At 50.0% G+C, this 18,192-nt stretch carries 13 protein-coding genes; 11 read left to right on the top strand and 2 right to left on the bottom strand.

Annotated elements, in window-relative coordinates; translation table 11 throughout:
- Positions 1-11: 11 nt before the first annotated feature.
- From B1748_RS15605 to B1748_RS15575, 7 genes are all read left to right on the top strand, one after another.
- On the top strand, positions 12-1,628 hold the full coding sequence (locus tag B1748_RS15605; protein ID WP_087568860.1) for an Ig-like domain-containing protein: 1,617 nt from the start codon (positions 12-14) through the stop codon (positions 1,626-1,628).
- Between the two features lie 221 nt (positions 1,629-1,849).
- The gene (locus B1748_RS15600; protein WP_256975692.1) at positions 1,850-2,971 is read left to right on the top strand and encodes a hypothetical protein; all 1,122 of its coding nucleotides are present in this window, start codon (positions 1,850-1,852) and stop codon (positions 2,969-2,971) included.
- Positions 2,972-2,998: 27 nt separating this feature from the next.
- Positions 2,999-5,248 (top strand): hypothetical protein, encoded by a 2,250-nt coding sequence (locus tag B1748_RS15595; protein WP_087568858.1) that lies wholly within the window; start codon positions 2,999-3,001, stop codon positions 5,246-5,248.
- Positions 5,248-6,003: a glycerophosphodiester phosphodiesterase gene (locus tag B1748_RS15590; protein ID WP_087568857.1), complete on the top strand. Its 756-nt coding sequence runs from the start codon at positions 5,248-5,250 to the stop codon at positions 6,001-6,003. The genes B1748_RS15595 and B1748_RS15590 overlap by 1 nt, the downstream gene beginning before the upstream one ends.
- Positions 6,004-6,008: 5 nt before the next feature.
- The gene (locus B1748_RS15585) at positions 6,009-8,312 is read left to right on the top strand and encodes an FAD-dependent oxidoreductase (protein ID WP_087568856.1); all 2,304 of its coding nucleotides are present in this window, start codon (positions 6,009-6,011) and stop codon (positions 8,310-8,312) included.
- A 19-nt stretch (positions 8,313-8,331) separates the two neighbouring features.
- The gene (locus tag B1748_RS15580; protein ID WP_179215605.1) at positions 8,332-9,084 is read left to right on the top strand and encodes an SDR family NAD(P)-dependent oxidoreductase; all 753 of its coding nucleotides are present in this window, start codon (positions 8,332-8,334) and stop codon (positions 9,082-9,084) included.
- Positions 9,081-9,845, top strand: coding sequence for a creatininase family protein (locus B1748_RS15575; RefSeq protein WP_087568854.1), 765 nt, complete (start codon positions 9,081-9,083; stop codon positions 9,843-9,845). The genes B1748_RS15580 and B1748_RS15575 overlap by 4 nt, the downstream gene beginning before the upstream one ends.
- A 74-nt stretch (positions 9,846-9,919) precedes the next feature.
- Here B1748_RS15575 and B1748_RS15570 read toward each other — a convergent pair whose 3' ends face one another.
- Positions 9,920-10,306, bottom strand: coding sequence for a RidA family protein (locus B1748_RS15570; protein ID WP_087568853.1), 387 nt, complete (start codon positions 10,304-10,306; stop codon positions 9,920-9,922).
- A gap of 94 nt (positions 10,307-10,400) precedes the next feature.
- Positions 10,401-11,774: an ABC transporter substrate-binding protein gene (locus B1748_RS15565; protein ID WP_179215604.1), complete on the bottom strand. Its 1,374-nt coding sequence runs from the start codon at positions 11,772-11,774 to the stop codon at positions 10,401-10,403.
- Between the two features lie 434 nt (positions 11,775-12,208).
- Between B1748_RS15565 and B1748_RS15560 the strand changes: the two genes are divergently transcribed.
- Genes B1748_RS15560 through B1748_RS15545 form a run of 4 tightly spaced genes read left to right on the top strand, consistent with a single transcriptional unit; the run spans position 12,209 to position 18,189 of the window.
- The gene (locus tag B1748_RS15560) at positions 12,209-13,339 is read left to right on the top strand and encodes an ABC transporter ATP-binding protein (protein WP_087568851.1); all 1,131 of its coding nucleotides are present in this window, start codon (positions 12,209-12,211) and stop codon (positions 13,337-13,339) included.
- The gene (locus tag B1748_RS15555) at positions 13,336-16,329 is read left to right on the top strand and encodes an extracellular solute-binding protein (RefSeq protein WP_087568850.1); all 2,994 of its coding nucleotides are present in this window, start codon (positions 13,336-13,338) and stop codon (positions 16,327-16,329) included. Before B1748_RS15560 ends, B1748_RS15555 begins: the two co-directional genes overlap by 4 nt.
- Before the next feature lie 3 nt (positions 16,330-16,332).
- Positions 16,333-17,322 (top strand): carbohydrate ABC transporter permease, encoded by a 990-nt coding sequence (locus tag B1748_RS15550; RefSeq protein WP_087568849.1) that lies wholly within the window; start codon positions 16,333-16,335, stop codon positions 17,320-17,322.
- Complete coding sequence (locus tag B1748_RS15545) at positions 17,323-18,189, top strand: carbohydrate ABC transporter permease (RefSeq protein WP_087568848.1); 867 nt, start codon at positions 17,323-17,325, stop codon at positions 18,187-18,189.
- Positions 18,190-18,192 lie beyond the last annotated feature (3 nt).

Genomic DNA, 18,192 nt, shown 5'->3' with positions numbered 1-18,192 from the left:
GGGGGATATCCATGAGGAGAAAAACGAAAAGAAGCGTTTTGCTGATGTTCGCGCTTGTTCTGCTGCTGAGCCTGCCGCAAGGGATTGTTGCTGCAGGGGAAACCAAAAATGTTTATGAGGTCACCTATTCTTCGGAGGATCTATCCACGCCGATGGATTGGTACAACAGCGATTACTTCGACAATCCTTTGTACAAAGAGAACCGATTCGTCCAGTACTGGGTGCAAACGCCAATTGCACCCGGCGGCCCGCGCGATACAGGCTTCTATATGGTTTATAACGAGGAAGGACTAAATATTTTCTTCCAGTCAAACGAGTCGGAGAGAACCGAGGACGGTGCATTAAAGAGCAGCGCGATCGAGCTTTTTATGCAGACCGGTCAAGGAGACCTTCCTTATCATCAGATGATTATCCATATGGATGGCAGCTCTCATGAGTATTACGAATGGCAGACCGAAAATCGTGACAATCGTCCTTTTAAGGATTTCGTTTCCGTGACAAACGAAGAAATTCCTACAGGATGGGGAACCGTGTTGTTTATTCCGTGGGAAGCCGTCTACGATTATGTGCCGCTGGATGGCGAAAAGTGGGAGTTCAGCATGATCCGCTGGTCCCCTTCTAACTCACCGACATGGGGAGGAAACGTGCATCAGCCGGGCAGGTTCCATGAGCTGAAATTCGCGGTACCGACGTCGGAACAACGTACTTTGATCCAGAAAAATATGATTGTAAAGGCGTGGGAGAAGTTCGGCTCGACTGCGGCAGAAGTGACCGCTGTATGGCAAACGAACGGAGATGCGGCTGACCGGCAATTTTTTAATGCGCATGTTCAGCCGTTGATTGCGGCAGGCGAGGCGAATGGAAGTCCCATTCCGAATTTGGATAGCTTGAGCCCTTCGGAGATTGACGAGCTGTGGGATCATGTCGAATCGTTGACGGAGCTCCGGTACGACGTTGAGGATGAACGGAAAGCGTATTTGAAGAAGCTGTTGATGAGCGAAAACGAGGCGCCAACAGTAGAGAATTCGACGCACACCACTTACGTGAATACGCCAGTTAGCGGAATCGTTGCCGGAACGGACGCGGACGGAGATGCTTTAACGTATGCGCTCGGAGCCGCTCCTGCTCAAGGTACGACAACGGTGGACGCGGATGGCAATTGGACGTATACGCCGAATGAGGACTATATAGGCGGCGACCAATTCACGGTCATCGTAACGGATCCATCCGGCGATACGGCGACGTCGACGATTGATCTGATCGTTAAGGCTGCTCCGGTAATAAGCGTTGTCTTGGATAAAACGGAATTGTCGCCGCCTAATCATAAGATGGTGCCGATCGAAGCGACGATTACGCATAGTGACGGTCAATCTGCCATTGCCTCATTCGAGCTAGTCTCGATTACCAGCAACGAGGAGGACAATGGTTCTGGGGACGGGAATACTTCGGATGATATACAGGATGCCGATTTTGGAACGGCCGATACTTCATTTAGCTTGCGGGCTGAGCGATCGGGCAGCGGAAACGGCCGTATTTATACGGTAATCTATTCCGTAGTCGATCATGAGGGGTATAAGACTACGGTTTCTGCCGAGGTAAAGGTCCCGAAAGGGAAAGGGAATTCATGAGTATCGGAATTTAGAGTCATCGGCTTTGAGAGGAACTGAATCGTAGTTTATCATAACGGTTGTCGCAGGATCGGCCACGTTTGTGGTCAATCTTGCGACAATTTGGTTTGAGGTATTGTTTTTCTAAAACCTGAAAAAAGATTCACAATGGTGAAAATAATGATTGACTACCTCTAGCTGCAGATATAAAATTTTGGTATATGGAAAAAGGAGGGGGAAGGATGAAAGACAACGCGAAGAAGAAGAAGGTGGCGGCTATCGTTACAGAATACCGCTACAACTCCCATGCGGAGGTCATTTTGGGACGGCTTTTGGGCAGCTTTCAATATGAGCCGCAGATCGAGGTTGTCTCCATCTATACCGATCAAGTTCCGAAGGGGGATATGAGCAGGGAAGAGGCAAAGAAGCATCGTATACCGATTTGCGCTACAATCGGCGAAGCCATTCGTGCCGCCCATTCCGAGGGCCCGGTCGATGGCGTCGTTATTATTGGGGAGCATGGAGACTATCCGTTCAACGAAAAGGGAATGCATATGTACCCGAGGAGGCGTTTTCTGGAGGAAACGATTGCGGCTCTCGACGAGCTCGGACTGGCGGTTCCTATTTTTTCCGATAAACATTTGGCGTACGATTATAACGATGCTTTATGGATGTACAATGGGATGAAAGTACGGAACATTCCGTTTCTGGGCGGTTCCTCGATTCCGCATGCCGACCCGGTGCCTGCATTCGATCCGGATAACCTGAAAACATTATCCGAAATATTGATGATTAGTAATGGAGGGCTTGAAGCTTACGGCTTTCACGCCATGGATATTATGCAATCGCTTGCAGAACGAAGAACGGGCGGCGAGACAGGGGTTCGCTCTGTCCAGCTGATCGATGGAGTCGGCGGAGAAGTGTGGGCGATGATGGATCGGGGGGAATGGCCCGAGGAACTGCTTTTGCATGCGTTGCAGGCATATCCCGATTTGCCGAATGTGATTCCAAGAGAAAGCGAGCCGGAGCCGGCCTTATTTATCATCGAATATAAGGATGGGACGAAGGGCTATATTATTCAGTTCAAGAGACTGACGGAACTGTGGGGTTATGCTTATCGCTATGGGGAGAATCAAGTGGCGGCTGCCGTGTGCGACAGCGATCTCGATCGGCCCTTCAAGCATTTTGAACGGTTAACGCAAATCATCGAAGCATTCATCATGACAGGAGAGCCGCCGTTCCCGATGGAACGAACGCTGCTTTCGACAGGGATGATCTGTCTTGCAATGGAGTCCCTTTATAATAGAAGAAAGATGGATACGCCAGCGCTTGAGATTACATATTCGCCGTTTGAAACGTATTGAAGAAGATCATTTCTGGAGGGAAATTTTATGAAGCATCATTTAAATGCGGCTATCCCCGAGCAGTATACATCATTTGTCCAGCTGCCCAATAGCGAAGGGCATAATGCAGTCTGGGATTTTGTGCGATCGCCTGACGGTCGATTTTTTGTAAGCGTATGCGGTGAAAACGAAAAGCCATTAACGGCCTTGCTTTACGAATATTATCCGGAATCGGGAGAGCTGCGGCTCATGTTCGATGTTGCAAAAATATGGGTTGTCGACCATCAGCAAATGCCGCCAAGCAAGATCCATACGAGCATTGACTTTCTGCCCGACGGGAAACTAATCATGGCAACGCACAACACGGCTCCGGCTCCGGGGCATAAACAATGGATGTTCGAGCAGTTTTACGAGCATCCGTGGGAAGGCTATCCTGGTTCGATCCTGATGATCGTCGATCCCGACACGAACGAGGTTGGGGTCAAAGGCATTCCGGTGCCGAGAGAAAGCATTTATGGCGGAATGCTTGGCAACGATGCTCGCTATTATTATTTTTTGGGTTATATGAGAGGACATTTCTACAGGATCGACTTGGAGACGAACGAGGTCACGGATTACGGCAAGGTGTCCGAATTTTCCTCCTGCAGGCTGGTTAAGGATGAAAGGGGGCGCTTCTATGGCAGCTCCTATACGGGGGGCATCTGGCGATATGATCCCGAACGGGATGACATAGAAGATTTAAAAATACAATTCCAATCCCCGAACGGAACGAAACATCGCAGACAGTTTATATTTGCGCTCCATACCCCGCGCAACACGTTGCTGATGGTCGACAACGTGGACAGCGAAATTATCGAGCTCCATCCGGAGACGCTCGAAGTGACAAGGCACGGTTATATCCATCTGCCCGGCGAAGTGCCGAGCAATCCTTATGGAATTGGCGGATTTGCCGCTGACGAAAATTTTGTCCTTTACTACGGATTGAAAGCAAATGACGACTATTGTCCGATTCGACTGGTCAGATGGGATCTATTGAACGGAGGCCAGCCTGAAAATTTAGGACTTGTCGTTCCTAATGGGCTGGATTCGCAATATATTTGCGAAATGATTTTTGATGATCGCGGCATTCTTCATATGGTGGATGTATGCGGCGAGTTCTCTCCCTATATATTGGCGGTAGACGTAAAGCAGCTGCAGCCGCCAGGAGAGGATGCGCTTGCGGCGGAGCTCCACCCTTATTGGGAGCCCGCTTACAACGGCGTGGGCAGTCCGGCATTTATGCATATCGTTGCAGACAGAACCGTAACCTTGCCCCTTCATCAGCATATGGATTGGAAGCATACCGTTGTGAGTCATGTGCGGACAGCGGCCGGGAACGTGTATACCGTTAGCGGCCAAGGGTGCATCTATCTAACCGAGTCCGACTATACCGCTCATGCACCGCGGCGAATCGAACGCGTATATGACGGCGGAGCCCCTGTTTCCTGTATCGATCTGGATGATCGATCGGTTGCCGTACTGACTGCGAACGGCTTTATCGTCGAAATCGATCTGGAATCAGGCAATTGCAGGGAAACGTTAGCCGTCCCGCGCGAGCTAGAACTCGTCAAACTGCAAGGCAGGCTAGGAAAAGACAATTTGCTTGCGAGCGATCGGGACGGCAGCATCCATATTTGCAATTTAGGCGGCGGTATCATACGCAGATTAAACGGTTTACGAGTCGAGACGGAGCTCGCTTGTTTAATTCAACTGGATGACAATCGTCTCTTGCTGTCCGGTCCGAATGACGAGCTGCTGATCTATGCGGTTGCCGAAGAGAGATCCGACAAGCTGAACGTTCGAACCCCTTCGATTCGGGGCAGATCGTTTAAAGCGACCGTGACGGGTGGCGCCGTGCTTGCCGATGGTACCGTAGTGGCGGGTACAGAGGATGGCATGTTATTTACGTTATCGCCGGATCACGGGGCTTCGACGACCTATGGAAGACTTTATTCCAGCGGGGAGCTTCGCCAGTTCATCAAGGTAAACGATGATGAGGTCATCGGCGTTTACGGCGGCGTCAGGGATGCAGGGCATGTCTTTCATTTCTCGAAGGCCGGCGGATTTGTTGATCTGGGAAGGCCAAGGGTTATCAAGGATAATAACGAGGTCGCCGAGCAGGATACGGAATGGGCCGATATTCATTACATTTCTGGCCTGGCTTATTCGAACGAGGACGACTTGCTGTGCGTTGCTTCCGGCGAGAAACAATACGGGTGCGTTGTCCGCTATCAAGGTGTTCAATTCGGTAACGCTTAATGCGAACCCTGCAGTTGCAAGCACATAGAGGTTACTCGGACTGTTTCCCGGAAAATACGATGCTCGCATTTCGTGAAGCGATCAAGGCAGGTGCTGACGGCATCGAGATGGACGTCCACAAGTCTGCCGATGGCGAGTACGTGATGATGCATGATCCTACAGTAGATCGTACGACCAATGGAACAGGGTTTATTGAGCAATTAAGTTATGCCGGATATTTAAATACGCTTGATGCGGGATATCGGAAGGAACCTCCATTCGCAGGCAGGAAAGAGACAAGAATCCCGACGCTGAGACAAGTGCTGGATGAATTTCAGCAATGCGGGGTTGTTCTAATCTTGCATGTCAAACAATTGCCGGCATCGGATTGCTTGGCACTGTTACGGCAAATCGAAAACCGGAGCATGCTTGATCAGGTTGTGTTTTTCGGAAGGCCTGCTGTGATCAATCAAGTGAAGCAGACTCAACCCTTGGCATTTACGCAAAATGACGGAGCTCCGGGACCTGACGGTTATGGGCCGATCCTGCGCAATGCGGTCGAATACGGACATCCGGCGGTTAGCGTCAGTGCCGAGGCTGTGACACAAGAGATGGTCAACGAAATAAGAGATAGCGGCAAACTGGTTCATTGCTCTTTTTTATCAGAGGATTATGAAAGAAATATGAAGCGATTGCTGGGCCTCGGGGTTGATTTTATCTTAGGTAATGATATCGGACGAATGGCGAAGGCAGTCGATTTTGAAAAAAGAGGGTGATTCGAATGAACGGTTACCGCGCAGTGGAGGAAAATTACGATGTCGTTGTTTGCGGAGGTGGGCTGGCAGGATTCAGCGCCGCCGTCGCTGCGGCAAGGCAAGGAGCAACCGTATGCCTCGTACAGGACCGGCCCGTGTTCGGAGGCAACAGTTCGTCGGAAATACGCGTCCCCCCTCAAGGGGCGGCCAGTTTTCATGCCTATGCGAGAGAGACGGGCGTCATCTCGGAGCTGCTGATCGAGGAGCGGGCGCACAATCACGAGAATCCGACCTTTGATAACGGTTATATCAACAGTGTGTGGGATTTAATCATGTACGATATGGCGGTTAAGACGCCTGGCCTCACGTTCCATCTAAACTCCAGCGTTACGCAGGTGCGGATGCGGGATGATCGGACAGTGGAAGCTGTCATCGCGCGCGTCAGCCATGCCGAAACCGAGTTGACGCTTCGAGCGAACACGTTCATCGATTGTACAGGGGATGGCATAGTGGCATCGCTTGCCGGCTGCGAGTGGCGGTTTGGAACAGAGAGCCGTGATGAATTCGGCGAACCGCATGCTCCCGAGCAAGCGAGCGATGCGGTTATGGGCAACTCGATTCATTTCAAAGCGAAGGACATGGGCTACCCTGTGCCCTTCTCGGCGCCGGATTGGGCAGTGCGTTATGATGATCCCGATTTCTTTTACAAACAAGGAAGATGGCCATCCGACCAGCGAAGCGGCTTCTGGTGGATCGAATTATCCGTGCCTTGGCATACGATTTATGACAATGAGACACTGCGGCACGAGCTGACCCGGCATGTTCTTGGCATTTGGGATTGGATCAAAAATCGGGATCCGCGACTGAAGGACGAAGCGCAGAACTATGCGCTTGATTGGGTCGGCCAGGTGCCGGGCAAGCGCGAGAGCCGTCGAATTATCGGCGAATATTTGATGACCGAACATGATCCGTTGCAAAAAACGGTATTTCCTGACGAAGTCGCCTATGGCGGGTGGTTTATCGATCTGCATGAGCCGGGAGGCCTGCTTGCGGAATTTAGCGAAAAGGCTGCCGTCGAGTCGCAAACGGGCGGGAATTACATGGCCAAAAGCTATGTTGGTCCTTACGGCATTCCTCTTCGCATTTTGATTGCCAAGGGTATGAATAATCTGATGATGGCCGGCCGCAATGTCAGTGTTACGCATGCTGCGCTTGGGACGGTACGCGTGATGGGAACGACCGCGATCATGGGGCAAGCTGCGGGGACGGCTGCCGCTGTTGCTGTCCGCAACGGGATTGCTGTACGCGATGTGCCGGAGCAGGCGATTCACGAGGTGCAGCAAGCGCTGCTTCGGGCAGGCTGCTTTCTTCCGAATGTCCAAACGGCGGATGATCATGACTTGGCGCGGCAGGCGGTTGTTAAGGCGAGCAGCGAAGCTAAACTCTCAGGCTGCGGTCCGGCGCCGAATGACGCAAGCGCGGGACTTGCTCCAAGAGATGTATTGGAGCGAAGACGCGGACAATGGATGGCTGTCGGATCGGATCGAATCGAACGGATATCGGTATGGCTCGACAATCTGTCGGATAAGACCAGTCAATCCGTCGAGGCTCGCTTGTACGTTGTTGAGCATCTGTGGGATTATCGGGTTGATCCCGGGGCGCCGCTTGCCACCGCCGTATTGACCGTTCAACCTGGCGGGGAGGGATGGGTCGAGTGGGCGGTAGGTCTTGACTCGTCTGCTCTTCGAGGCGGGTATGTGAGGCTGGATTTAATGGAAAATCCGCTCGTTCGCTGGTCCTCGGCGGCAACGATCGAGCCGGGACATGTCAGCGCGTATGAGCTTGGAAACGGAATAATGAGAAGGTACGGCTCGGGGGCGATGATGAGCTTTAAGATTGATCCGCCGCAGGCATGTTATGGGGCGAAGCATGTGGTGAGCGGTGTAACTCGTCCTTACCGCAGCACCAATCTATGGCGCTCCGACCCTGCTTTGCCGCTGCCGCAGCAGTTGGAGCTTGTCTGGGAACAGCCGATCGTGCTTGACCGTATCGAGCTGACATTTCCCGGTCATCTCATTCGCGATTATCGGCAATATCCGGGTCTGTATCGGGATCCTCAGTCTCCGAAGGACCTAATTGCGGAGGCGCTTGTCGAAGGAGTGTGGACGGAGGTCGGAGTCATGCGCGGCAATTACCAGCGCCAGCACGCGCTTGTGCTTGAGAAGCCTGTCCGGACAGAACGGCTGCGACTGAGCGTTCTGTCTACTAACGGAGATCCGTCTGCGGCAATTTACGAGGTTCGTTGTTATGAAGGTTTGGTCGATTACTAGCGAAAGCGGTGAGTACTCTATGACAACATTGCAAAATAAAGTCGTGCTGATAACCGGGAGCTTGGGCGCATTGGGGCGATCGGCAATATCGATGTTTCTGGAGCGGGGGGCAGTTTTGTTCTGCTGTGATCGAACGCCAATTACCCAGTTTCCCGAGATGGAGCGGATTCGCGATGAATATGGCGTTCAACGAATCGTATTTCACCAGGCGGATGCTAGCTCGGAGGATCAGATGATCGGTATGTTCGCCGAGCTTGAGCGGTGTTTCGGCAGGCTGGATGGCATTTATCATAATGTATATACGAGTGTATGGAAGCGCGCGACCGAGTTGTCGCTGCAGGAATGGGAGGACACGATAAGAGGAACCATGACAAGTACGTTCCTGGTAAGCAAGTACGGGCTGCCGTTAATGATAAGGTCCGGCGGCGGCTCGATCGTCAACACCTCTTCCATTTTGGGACAAATTCCGTCGCCGGAATGCTCCCCTTACGGAACGGCCAAGGCGGGCCTCAATCATTTCACTCGCGTGCTGGCACAAGATTATGCGCGTGACGGCATTAGGGCCAACGTGCTTGTTCCCGGCGACTTCAGTTCGGACGAAGGGCTGGCCAGACAATCGGAGAAGGAGAAGGAGGCGATTGTCCGCAATGTCTGGCTCGGCCGAAGCGCCAGAGCGGACGAGGTAAACGAGGTTGCCGCCTTCCTGCTGTCTGACGCCGCCTCTTACGTAACAGGCTCTCTGTATGCGGTAGACGGGGGGTTCCATCAATGAAACGAGTATCGTTTAGCGATTATACGCGCGAAGAAATCACAACGATGGCGCGGCAAGGTTATGCGGTCGTCATCCCTCTTGCCGCTACGGAGCAGCATGGTCCGCATCTCCCGGTATTTACGGACAGCATAATTGGCGATTATATCGCGGTAAAAGCGGCGGAGCAAGCATTAAACGCCGTACCGCTTCTTCTGGCTCCGCTACTTCCGATCGGCTGCTCCCAGCATCATCTGGCATTTGGCGGCACTCTGTCTTTTACATCAACGACGTATATGCATGTCCTGCGCGATATCGGGGAAAGTCTGGTAAAAGACGGCTTCGGCAAAATTATATTTCTAAACGGGCATGGAGGAAACGAGCCGATTATGCATCAAACCGCCAATGATCTTGCCGTGCAATATCCCATCTGGACAGCTTCGGCTTCCTATTGGAGCGTGGCGCGTGAAGCGCTTCAGGCTGTAAATGCAAGCGAAGTCGGCATGGTGCCCGGTCATGCCGGAGGGTTCGAGACTTCGGCTGTGATGGCAATCAGACCGGACTTGGTGCGCACGGATTGCATCGCATCAGAGCATATTGGCCGGCCATGGATCAACTCAGGTCCCCTTGGCGCTTTTATAGGCAGACATCAAGAGCTGACAGGCGTTGATGGTTATACCGATGCAGCCGTACACGCAACCGAAGAAAAGGGGAGGATTTACCTCGATGCCATTATTGACAGCGTTTCGTTATGGTTGATTCGCACGATTAAATCTATGGAATGATAATGACCGTCGCGGCTCCCTTTGGAGTTTCGACGGTCATAGGACGGAAGTGATTACGAATTCGGGGAACGGGATTACATCTTCTCATAAGGTTTGAGCTTGGCTATCACATCAATCTCGACAAGCAGATCAAAATTCAAGTCGCAATAGACGAGCGTGCGCGCAGGATAGGGTCGTGAAAATAGAAGCGAGTATATTTGATTAAATTGTTCGTAATGCTGGCGATTAGTCAAGAATATATTGACCTTCACCACATCCTTCAGCGTTAAACCACGCTGCCCAAGAATGATCTCGATATTTTTTACCGTATTGATGGTTTGGCTTTCAAGGTCGCCGATTTTAATTTCGCCTGTTAACGGGTCGCTTCCGCCTTGTCCGGATACAAATAGATGAGAATCCGACTCGGAGAATGGCGAAAAGGGGATCTCTTCCGTTCCATAGCTTTGTCTCTTTATGTTCAATGTTATGTTCCTCTCTGCCGTTCGCCAGTCTTTACAGTCAGGGTGAGGCTGAAGAGTTAAGCTCTGTCAGCCTCACAGGCATATCCGTCATCGTTTACCAGGCTAGTCTTCCGCGGGTTTCAATTGCTTTTGTATTATAGGCCTCGATCTTAGGTATCAATTCACTCAAATTGCCGCCATTTAACAGCATGGTGGAGATTTCGTTATTGATTCCGGCCAGCGAGCCGAGATCTACCGTATTCGGATCGCTGGAGAAGCAGCACATATCCGCGGACAGTTTAATCGCTTCAACATTTTTGCCCTGCCAGATTGGCACTTCATCATAATAATTATCGAGTGCGGGGTCTTTTACGAAAGCGGCGGAACCCGTTTCGATAAATTTTTTCTGGGCTTCAATATCAAACAAGAAGCTGATAAACAGGAAAGCTTCCTCGATATGCTCGGAGTTTGATGGAATCGAGATCGAACCGGATTGATGAACGGTAGCTTGCTTCACCGTACCTTTCGGCATTGGAAGCACATCCCATTCGAAGGAAGCTTGCTTCAAACCTTCCAGCTCCCAATCCGCGCCGACGAAAAACAGAATATTGCCGTTCAAGAACGCTTCTGCCGGATTTGCTGATATGCCAAGCGAAGCCATTTCTTCGGCATTTGGCTGGATATGCCACTTGGTTGTCAGCTCTTGAATCCATTGCAGGTCCGCCATCACGCCCGGCGTATGAGCCACGCTCTGAGTAGAATCTTCATTCATATAACGCCAGCCGGCGGCATTGCCGTTAGCCATCGCCCTGAATTCGGCCAATTGCTGAAGTCCATGCCCGCCCCAGTCGCCATTGGCGGAATTCGTAGCTTGTTTAGCCACTTCGAGAAATTCGTCATAAGTCCAGTCATTGCTTGGCATCGTAATGCCGTATTTCGTCATCAGCTCTTTGTTAACAACAATCCACATCGGAATATCGGAATAAGGCATGGCATACTGCTTGCCGCCGGTTTCGAATGATTTCAGCAAATTGTCTACTGTCTTTGCGCTTTGAATGCGTTGATCCTTCTCTACAAATGGTTTCATATCGACCAGCAGATCGCCGGCCATCCATTCGGACAAACCGTTGTCGACAAGGATAAGATCAACCTTCTCGCCAGCTATAACGTTTTTGATAATATAGCCGTTGATTTTGTTTGTCGTTTCAATTGTGATCCATGGATACATTTCCTCGAACTTTTCAATGACAGGCCCGAAGGTGCCGATATTCCAGCCCATCATCGTTAAGGTTACGGGATCCTTTGGCGTCTCTGGCGTTGGCGTTTTTGTTTGCTCGGTTGATTGAGCAGTTTGCGTTGCGGTCGCGGTTGGAGCAGGATTGTTGCTTCCGTTTTTTGAGCAAGCTGCTAAAATTGGAAGTATGAGGATGATTAATGATAGTCCAAGCAGGGTGTTTCTGTTGCGCAACTGCTTCCAAAATGCTTTCATTGACATCGCCTCCATTTTTTTATTGCCAAACTGACACTGCTGCCGCTTCTAGAAGTAGCTTGCAGTCTCCCCCCTTTTTACCACAATAGAATTTATAAGTTTTCCGAGATATCGGAAGTACAAATTCTATTTGGCGATAAAACCTTCCTCTGAACGCGGTCGCCCATCTTCGAATGACTTCGATAGAGGTTTTCTCATGATAACGCTTACGTCTCCCGATTAAGAAAAGTTTGGAAGCCGTTTATGTTTTGATTTTAACATGAACCTATTTCATGTCAAGGAATTTTATTCATAAGCGTAATTGTTGATTGGATTGAGTGCACCAATGATCAAACAAAGAGCAAAATTGTTGTTTACGAGATGAAAGCCATTTGTTATTATTGATTTATGTATTTGAAAAAATTTCACAAATTAGAAATTGGGGGTGACCTAGTATGGGGAGCGTAACCTTTAATCATGTTTACAAATACTACAAGGGGGAGCCGGAACCATCGGTCAACGATTTTCATTTGGAGGTGGCTGACGGAGAGTTTCTGGTCATGGTCGGTCCTTCTGGCTGCGGCAAGTCTACCACTCTCCGAATGCTTGCCGGCTTGGAGGAGGTTTCCCAGGGCGATATCTATATAGATGATAAATATATGAATTATGTTTCTCCCAAAAATCGAGATATTGCCATGGTGTTTCAGAACTATGCCCTTTATCCAAACTTGTCCGTTTACGAGAATATGGCGCTTGGCTTGCAGCTTCATAAAGTGGCGAAGAGCGATATTGATCTGCGTGTAAATCGGGCAGCCAAGATGCTGGAAATTTCGCACTTTCTAACAAAGAAACCAAGCCAATTATCCGGCGGCCAGAAGCAACGCGTTGCACTGGGACGCGCTCTTGTTCGCGAACCTCAAGTCTTTCTAATGGATGAGCCTTTGTCGAATCTGGATGCCAAGTTGCGGACACAGACACGGATGGAAATAAGCAAGCTGCACAATCAATTAAAAACGACGATGGTATACGTTACGCATGACCAGACGGAAGCGATGACCATGGGAACCCGAATCGTCGTTATGAAGGATGGAAAGATCCAACAGGTTGCCGCCCCGCAGACGCTGTATGACTATCCGAATAACTTATTTGTTGCCGGGTTTATTGGAACGCCGCAGATGAATTTTATGAATGGATCGATCGTGTCCATCGATGATGAGTATTATTTCGATTCCAAGCGGGTTAGATTAAAAATTCCACCATTTTATTACCCTCATATTCGGTCGGCAAAGGCAAACCTGCGCCAGATTGTGATGGGAATTCGACCGGAATACATTTTATGCGAAGATTGGGCGCTAGAAAGCTATTCGGATTGGAAAGTGTCCGCAGTTGTCGATATGCGCGAGCCAATGGGTTCTAATACGTTCTTATATACATCGTTCGGAAAGGATACGTTGATTGTTCGCACGGAAGCGCATACAGCCGTTCAAGCGGGAGATGCAATTACCATTGCGCTGCGTATGGACAAAGCTCATTTCTTTGATCAGGAAAGCGGAGTGTCGCTCGCGGCGAAGGGGGAATATGCATGAGGGTCCGGGGTTTGCCGCGCAGGATCGTCATGATCGCAGTTATCGCTCTATGTATTCTATTATTCATCGCATGGCGTGCGTTGGAGGGGAAGCCGGAAGTATATCCCGTGCTTTCGGAGGAAGAGATTCAATTGAAGAGTAAAGGAGCGGTGCAAGGCGATCAGGGGCTGGTACCTTATGTCCAACAATTGCTCAGCGACACCTATAAGTTGCAGCAGCCGTCTAACCATGCAAGTATAACCGTGCTGGCGACCGAATTCAGCTCATCATCGGAGGAGGCAAAGCTTTCGCGGCGCAGGGACGACGAGAAGCTCGCGAACGTAATCGATTGGCGTAATGGGAAAGGCTGGATCGAATGGATCGTGGATGTCCCTCAGGACGGTTTATTTAATCTTGTCATTGATTATGCGCCGACCGACGAAAGTTTCGCGCGGATCATTCGCGGGATCCAGATAGACGGTACATATCCATTTCTTGAAGCAAAGAGTATCGGATTGTCCCGCTACTGGAAGGATGGACAGTTTCCCTATGAACGAAACTCGATCGGCAATGAAATTCGCCCGGTATCCGAGGAGCTGATGGGCTGGAACGCCGGGAAAGCAACGGACTATTCGGTATCCTCTGAACCGCTGTGTTTTGCGCTGACAAAAGGAGAGCATACGATTCGCATGGTCGGTGTAGCCGGAACGGTGTCCTTGTATTCGCTTACATTAACAACGCCGGAAGAAATACCTTCCTATGAGTCGTATATCAGCGAAGGACCTCCCCTAACAGAATCCGATAAGTGGTTTCAGATGTTCGAAGCGGAGCGATTTAATCGGAAATCGGCGGTAAACGTCCGAACGCTAAGCGTTTCGCAATCCTTTACTTCACCGGATCCAAAAGGAAAGCTTATTTATAACGGAGTTGGCGGAGAGACCTGGAAGACGGCAGGCGACGAACTGGAATGGGAAATATCGGTGCCCGAATCGGGTCATTATGCAATCGATCTGAAGTATTTTCAAGGTTATGTCGGGGACGCCGTCGTGTACCGAACGATTATGATCGACGGGAAGGTGCCTTTCCAGGAAATGCTGCACTACCCGTTCCGTCCAAATCGAGCCTACGAGATTAAATCGCTTGCGGACGAAAACGAAGAACCTTATTTATTCTACTTAACGGAAGGAAAACATCGTTTGTCGATGATTGCGGATAACTCTCCCATCTATCCGGTCGTGGCAGCGCTTGGCGAGATTAATGCAAGTCTGACTGCGATAGAGCGAGATATACGTCTGATCTCGGGAAATTACGGATTCGGGGCGGATCAGAATCTCGATACGGCACGGGTCTGGGAAGTAACGAGGTATGATCCGGAGATGGAATCGAAGCTGCGGTCGGTGCAGCAAGATATAGGCCGCGTTCGAGACTATTTGCTAGGTTTAAACCAGGCGGCAACCGATCCGTCGTCAGCGCTTGACGCGGCGGTTAATCGAATTGAAAAGCTTGTTGAAGACGTTGACAATATACCAAATCAAATCGCTGCATTTGCAGAAATAAAAACGAGCATAAACACCTGGATCACAACGATCGAAAATCAGTCGCTCAGGTTGGATTATATCGTCGTGCGCAATCCTCGGACAGACCCGAAATTAAAGGTGCCGAATACATGGGACAATATCAAATATACGGCCTCCAATTTTATGCGGACGTTTGTTCAGCAGTATGACACAAATGAGGTCAATGATGAGGATGCGTTAACGATTTGGGTCATGCGCGGAAGGGATTACGTGGATTTGCTGGAGGTTATGATCGAGCGCGAGTTTACTCCAAATACCGGCATTGAGGTTAATGTTAATCTGATCCCGAATCAGAACGTGCTCATGATGAGCACTGCGGCAGGCGATCAGCCGGATTTGGCGTTGGGCATAGCGATGGAAACGCCTGTAGAATTCGCCATGCGCGGAGCGGCAGAAGACTTGTCGAAGTATCCGGGCTTCGACGACGTCAACAATCGATTTAATTCCGGGCTTATGCGCTCGTATCAATATGATGGAGGCGTATACGGCTTGCCGGAAACCCAGATGTACAACATGCTGTTTTATCGAACCGATATTTTTGAGCAGTTGAAACTTGAGCCGCCGAATACGTGGGAAGACGTCGAGGCGATATTGCCTACGCTTCAGGAGAACGGCATGAACTTTATGTACCCCAAAATCACTTTGATGCAAGACAATGTTCTTACTTCCAAGCCGGATTTTGTCATGCCGTATTATCAGCAAGGAACCGAGTTTTTTACGGCGGACGGCATGCAGCCGCAGTTAACGAGCGAGGAAGGCCTGGCTGCTTTCAAGCAATGGACGGCGTGGTTTAGCAAATATAATCTCCCGAAGGATGTACCTGTATTTTTTAACCACTTCCGTGATGGTGACATTCCGGTCGGTGTAGGCGATCTTACGATGTATGTTCAGTTGATGACTGCGGCACCGGAGTTAACCGGCCGTTGGGGCATGCTGCCTTTGCCAGGCGTGCGGCAGGACGACGGATCGGTAGAGCGTTGGGCGTCCCAATTAACGACCTCGGCTTTTATGATGGAAGCCAGCGACAAAAAAGAAGAGGCCTGGAAGTTTCTGGAGTGGTGGACTTCTGACGAAACCCAAGTCCAATATGGATTGGATATCGAGTCGTTTGCCGGCATCGCCTATCGATGGAACACGGCTAACTCGAACGCGCTTCAAAATTTGTTATGGACGGAAGAAGAGCTAAACAGGTTGAATGAGCAAAACCGGTGGGTAAAAAATCTTCCGTACGTCCCGGGTTATTACTTCTTGGCAAGAGCGATGGATTTTGCATGGAACGATACGATCGTCAGCGGCGATCCGCCAAGAGAGGCGCTGGAGAGAGCTCAGCTTTCCCTGCTGCGAGAGATGGAGAGGAAACAAAAAGAATTCGGGATGCTTGATGACTACGATTTGCACATTACGCCATATGACGAGCCATATAGAAGGGAGTAAGCGATGGAGTCCGCACAACATACCGAATTGGTTAAGCCGCCAGCAGCCGGCCCAAAAAAGACTTCCCCTCTATATACGCGCCGAGTCAAAACGTTTATGCGGGAAGTTTGGCGTGATCGGATGTCCTATTTGTTTTTGGCGCCCTTTATGCTTTGCTTTGCTTTTTTTATTATTATTCCGGTCTTTATTGCAGCTCTGCTCAGTGTAACAAATTTTAACGGGATCGAATTTCCGAGGTTTGTTGGCTTCAGTCAGTTTATTTACATGCTGACGCAAGATGTTGTGTTTATGAAATACACGCTGCCTAATACGTTGAAATTCGCGATTATTGTGGGGCCGGGAGGATATTTGCTGGCATTTGTGTTCGCTTGGCTGATTCATCAATTGCCCAAATCGATTCGTGATTATTTTACGCTTGCCTTATATGCGCCAGCCATGGTGGGCGGAGTAGCCCTATCCGTTGTATGGGCGGCCACCTTTAGCGGCGATCAGGTCGGTTACTTAAACAATTTATTGCTGCGGTTTGGCATGATCGAGTCCCCGCAATTATGGCTGCAGGATCCAAAATATTTGATGATCGTTATGATTATTGTGACCTTGTGGACCAGTATGGGGGTCGGTTTTCTGGCGATGCTCGGCGGCCTGCAAACCGTTAATACGGAGCTCTATGAAGCGGGTCGAATCGACGGAATTAAAAACAGTCTGCAGGAAGTTTATTACATTACCATCCCTTCCATGAAACCGCAGATGCTGTTTAGCGCCGTGATGGCCATTGTCGGCACTCTTAAGGCGGGTGCCATTTCCACGCAATTGACGGGAGTCACAATTACGCCGAACTATACCGGCCATCTCATCACGAACCATATCGATGATTATGCTTTTATCCGGTACGAATGGGGTTATGCATCCGCCTTATCCGTTGTACTGCTTCTATTGAGCTACGTATTATGGAGGATTTGTTTTGTCCTATTCGGTTCAAAGGGGGAGCAGTAGATGTTAAATGCGGTGCGAAAGCTGCGGAAGCAAATATCGTTCCCTCGAATTGTACTGATCGTATTTCTCACAGCGGTAGGCGTATTTATGCTAATCCCCATCATCTTTTTATTTAATCATGCATTTAAGCCGCTTAATGAATTATTTGCATATCCGCCGACGATTTTGGTAAAGCAGCCTACCTGGCGCAACTTCGAGCAGCTTCTGCTGAGTTCTACGGCGGGGTTAGTGCCATTTACGCGTTATTTGTTCAATAGCGCGGTTATTTCGGCCATCGCCACGGGGGCCGTCATCCTGGTGAGCACAATGGCCGGGTATGTGCTGTCCAAGCATCGCTTCCACTTTAAAACGATGATTATGGGGCTCATTTTAATCTCGCTTATGTTTGCTCCAGAGACGGTAGCGATCCCCCGCTATCTGGTCATTAGCGGTTTAGGGCTTAAGGACACTTATTTCGCTCATATATTGCCGTTTCTTGCTTCACCGCTTGCGGTTTTTTTAATGAGGCAATTCATCGACCAGATCCCCGCTTCTCTAACTGAAGCGGCCAAGCTCGACGGAGCGTCCGATATGTACATCTTTACCAAAATCATTATTCCGTTAACGGCTCCGGCTGTAGCTACCGTGTCCATTATTACGTTCCAGGCCGTCTATCTGGATGTGGAAACCTCCACGTTTTTCATGACAAAGGAAACGATGAAGACGCTCGCCTATTACGCTACGGCGCTCGTGGTAAACGTGCCGGGCGTTGCCGCGACAAGCCTTGCCGCCGCCATAGGTCTGATCATGTTTCTGCCTAACTTGATTATGTTTCTATTATTCCAGCGAAAAATGATTCAAACGATGCTGCACTCAGGTGTGAAATAAGAT

Source organism: Paenibacillus sp. MY03, assembly GCF_002165585.1.
Taxonomy (GTDB): Bacteria; Bacillota; Bacilli; order Paenibacillales; family Paenibacillaceae; genus Pristimantibacillus; species Pristimantibacillus agaridevorans.
The sequence above is the reverse complement of the archived record's forward strand: the minus strand, read 5'-3'. Positions and strand labels throughout refer to the sequence as shown.

Coding starts and splice junctions, on each gene's coding strand:
- B1748_RS15605 (WP_087568860.1), top strand. CDS start 12: ATGAGGAGAAAAACGAAAAGAAGCGTTTTGCTGATGTTCGCGCTTGTT.
- B1748_RS15600 (WP_256975692.1), top strand. CDS start 1,850: ATGAAAGACAACGCGAAGAAGAAGAAGGTGGCGGCTATCGTTACAGAA.
- B1748_RS15595 (WP_087568858.1), top strand. CDS start 2,999: ATGAAGCATCATTTAAATGCGGCTATCCCCGAGCAGTATACATCATTT.
- B1748_RS15590 (WP_087568857.1), top strand. CDS start 5,248: ATGCGAACCCTGCAGTTGCAAGCACATAGAGGTTACTCGGACTGTTTC.
- B1748_RS15585 (WP_087568856.1), top strand. CDS start 6,009: ATGAACGGTTACCGCGCAGTGGAGGAAAATTACGATGTCGTTGTTTGC.
- B1748_RS15580 (WP_179215605.1), top strand. CDS start 8,332: ATGACAACATTGCAAAATAAAGTCGTGCTGATAACCGGGAGCTTGGGC.
- B1748_RS15575 (WP_087568854.1), top strand. CDS start 9,081: ATGAAACGAGTATCGTTTAGCGATTATACGCGCGAAGAAATCACAACG.
- B1748_RS15565 (WP_179215604.1), bottom strand. CDS start 11,774: ATGAAAGCATTTTGGAAGCAGTTGCGCAACAGAAACACCCTGCTTGGA.
- B1748_RS15560 (WP_087568851.1), top strand. CDS start 12,209: ATGGGGAGCGTAACCTTTAATCATGTTTACAAATACTACAAGGGGGAG.
- B1748_RS15555 (WP_087568850.1), top strand. CDS start 13,336: ATGAGGGTCCGGGGTTTGCCGCGCAGGATCGTCATGATCGCAGTTATC.
- B1748_RS15550 (WP_087568849.1), top strand. CDS start 16,333: ATGGAGTCCGCACAACATACCGAATTGGTTAAGCCGCCAGCAGCCGGC.
- B1748_RS15545 (WP_087568848.1), top strand. CDS start 17,323: ATGTTAAATGCGGTGCGAAAGCTGCGGAAGCAAATATCGTTCCCTCGA.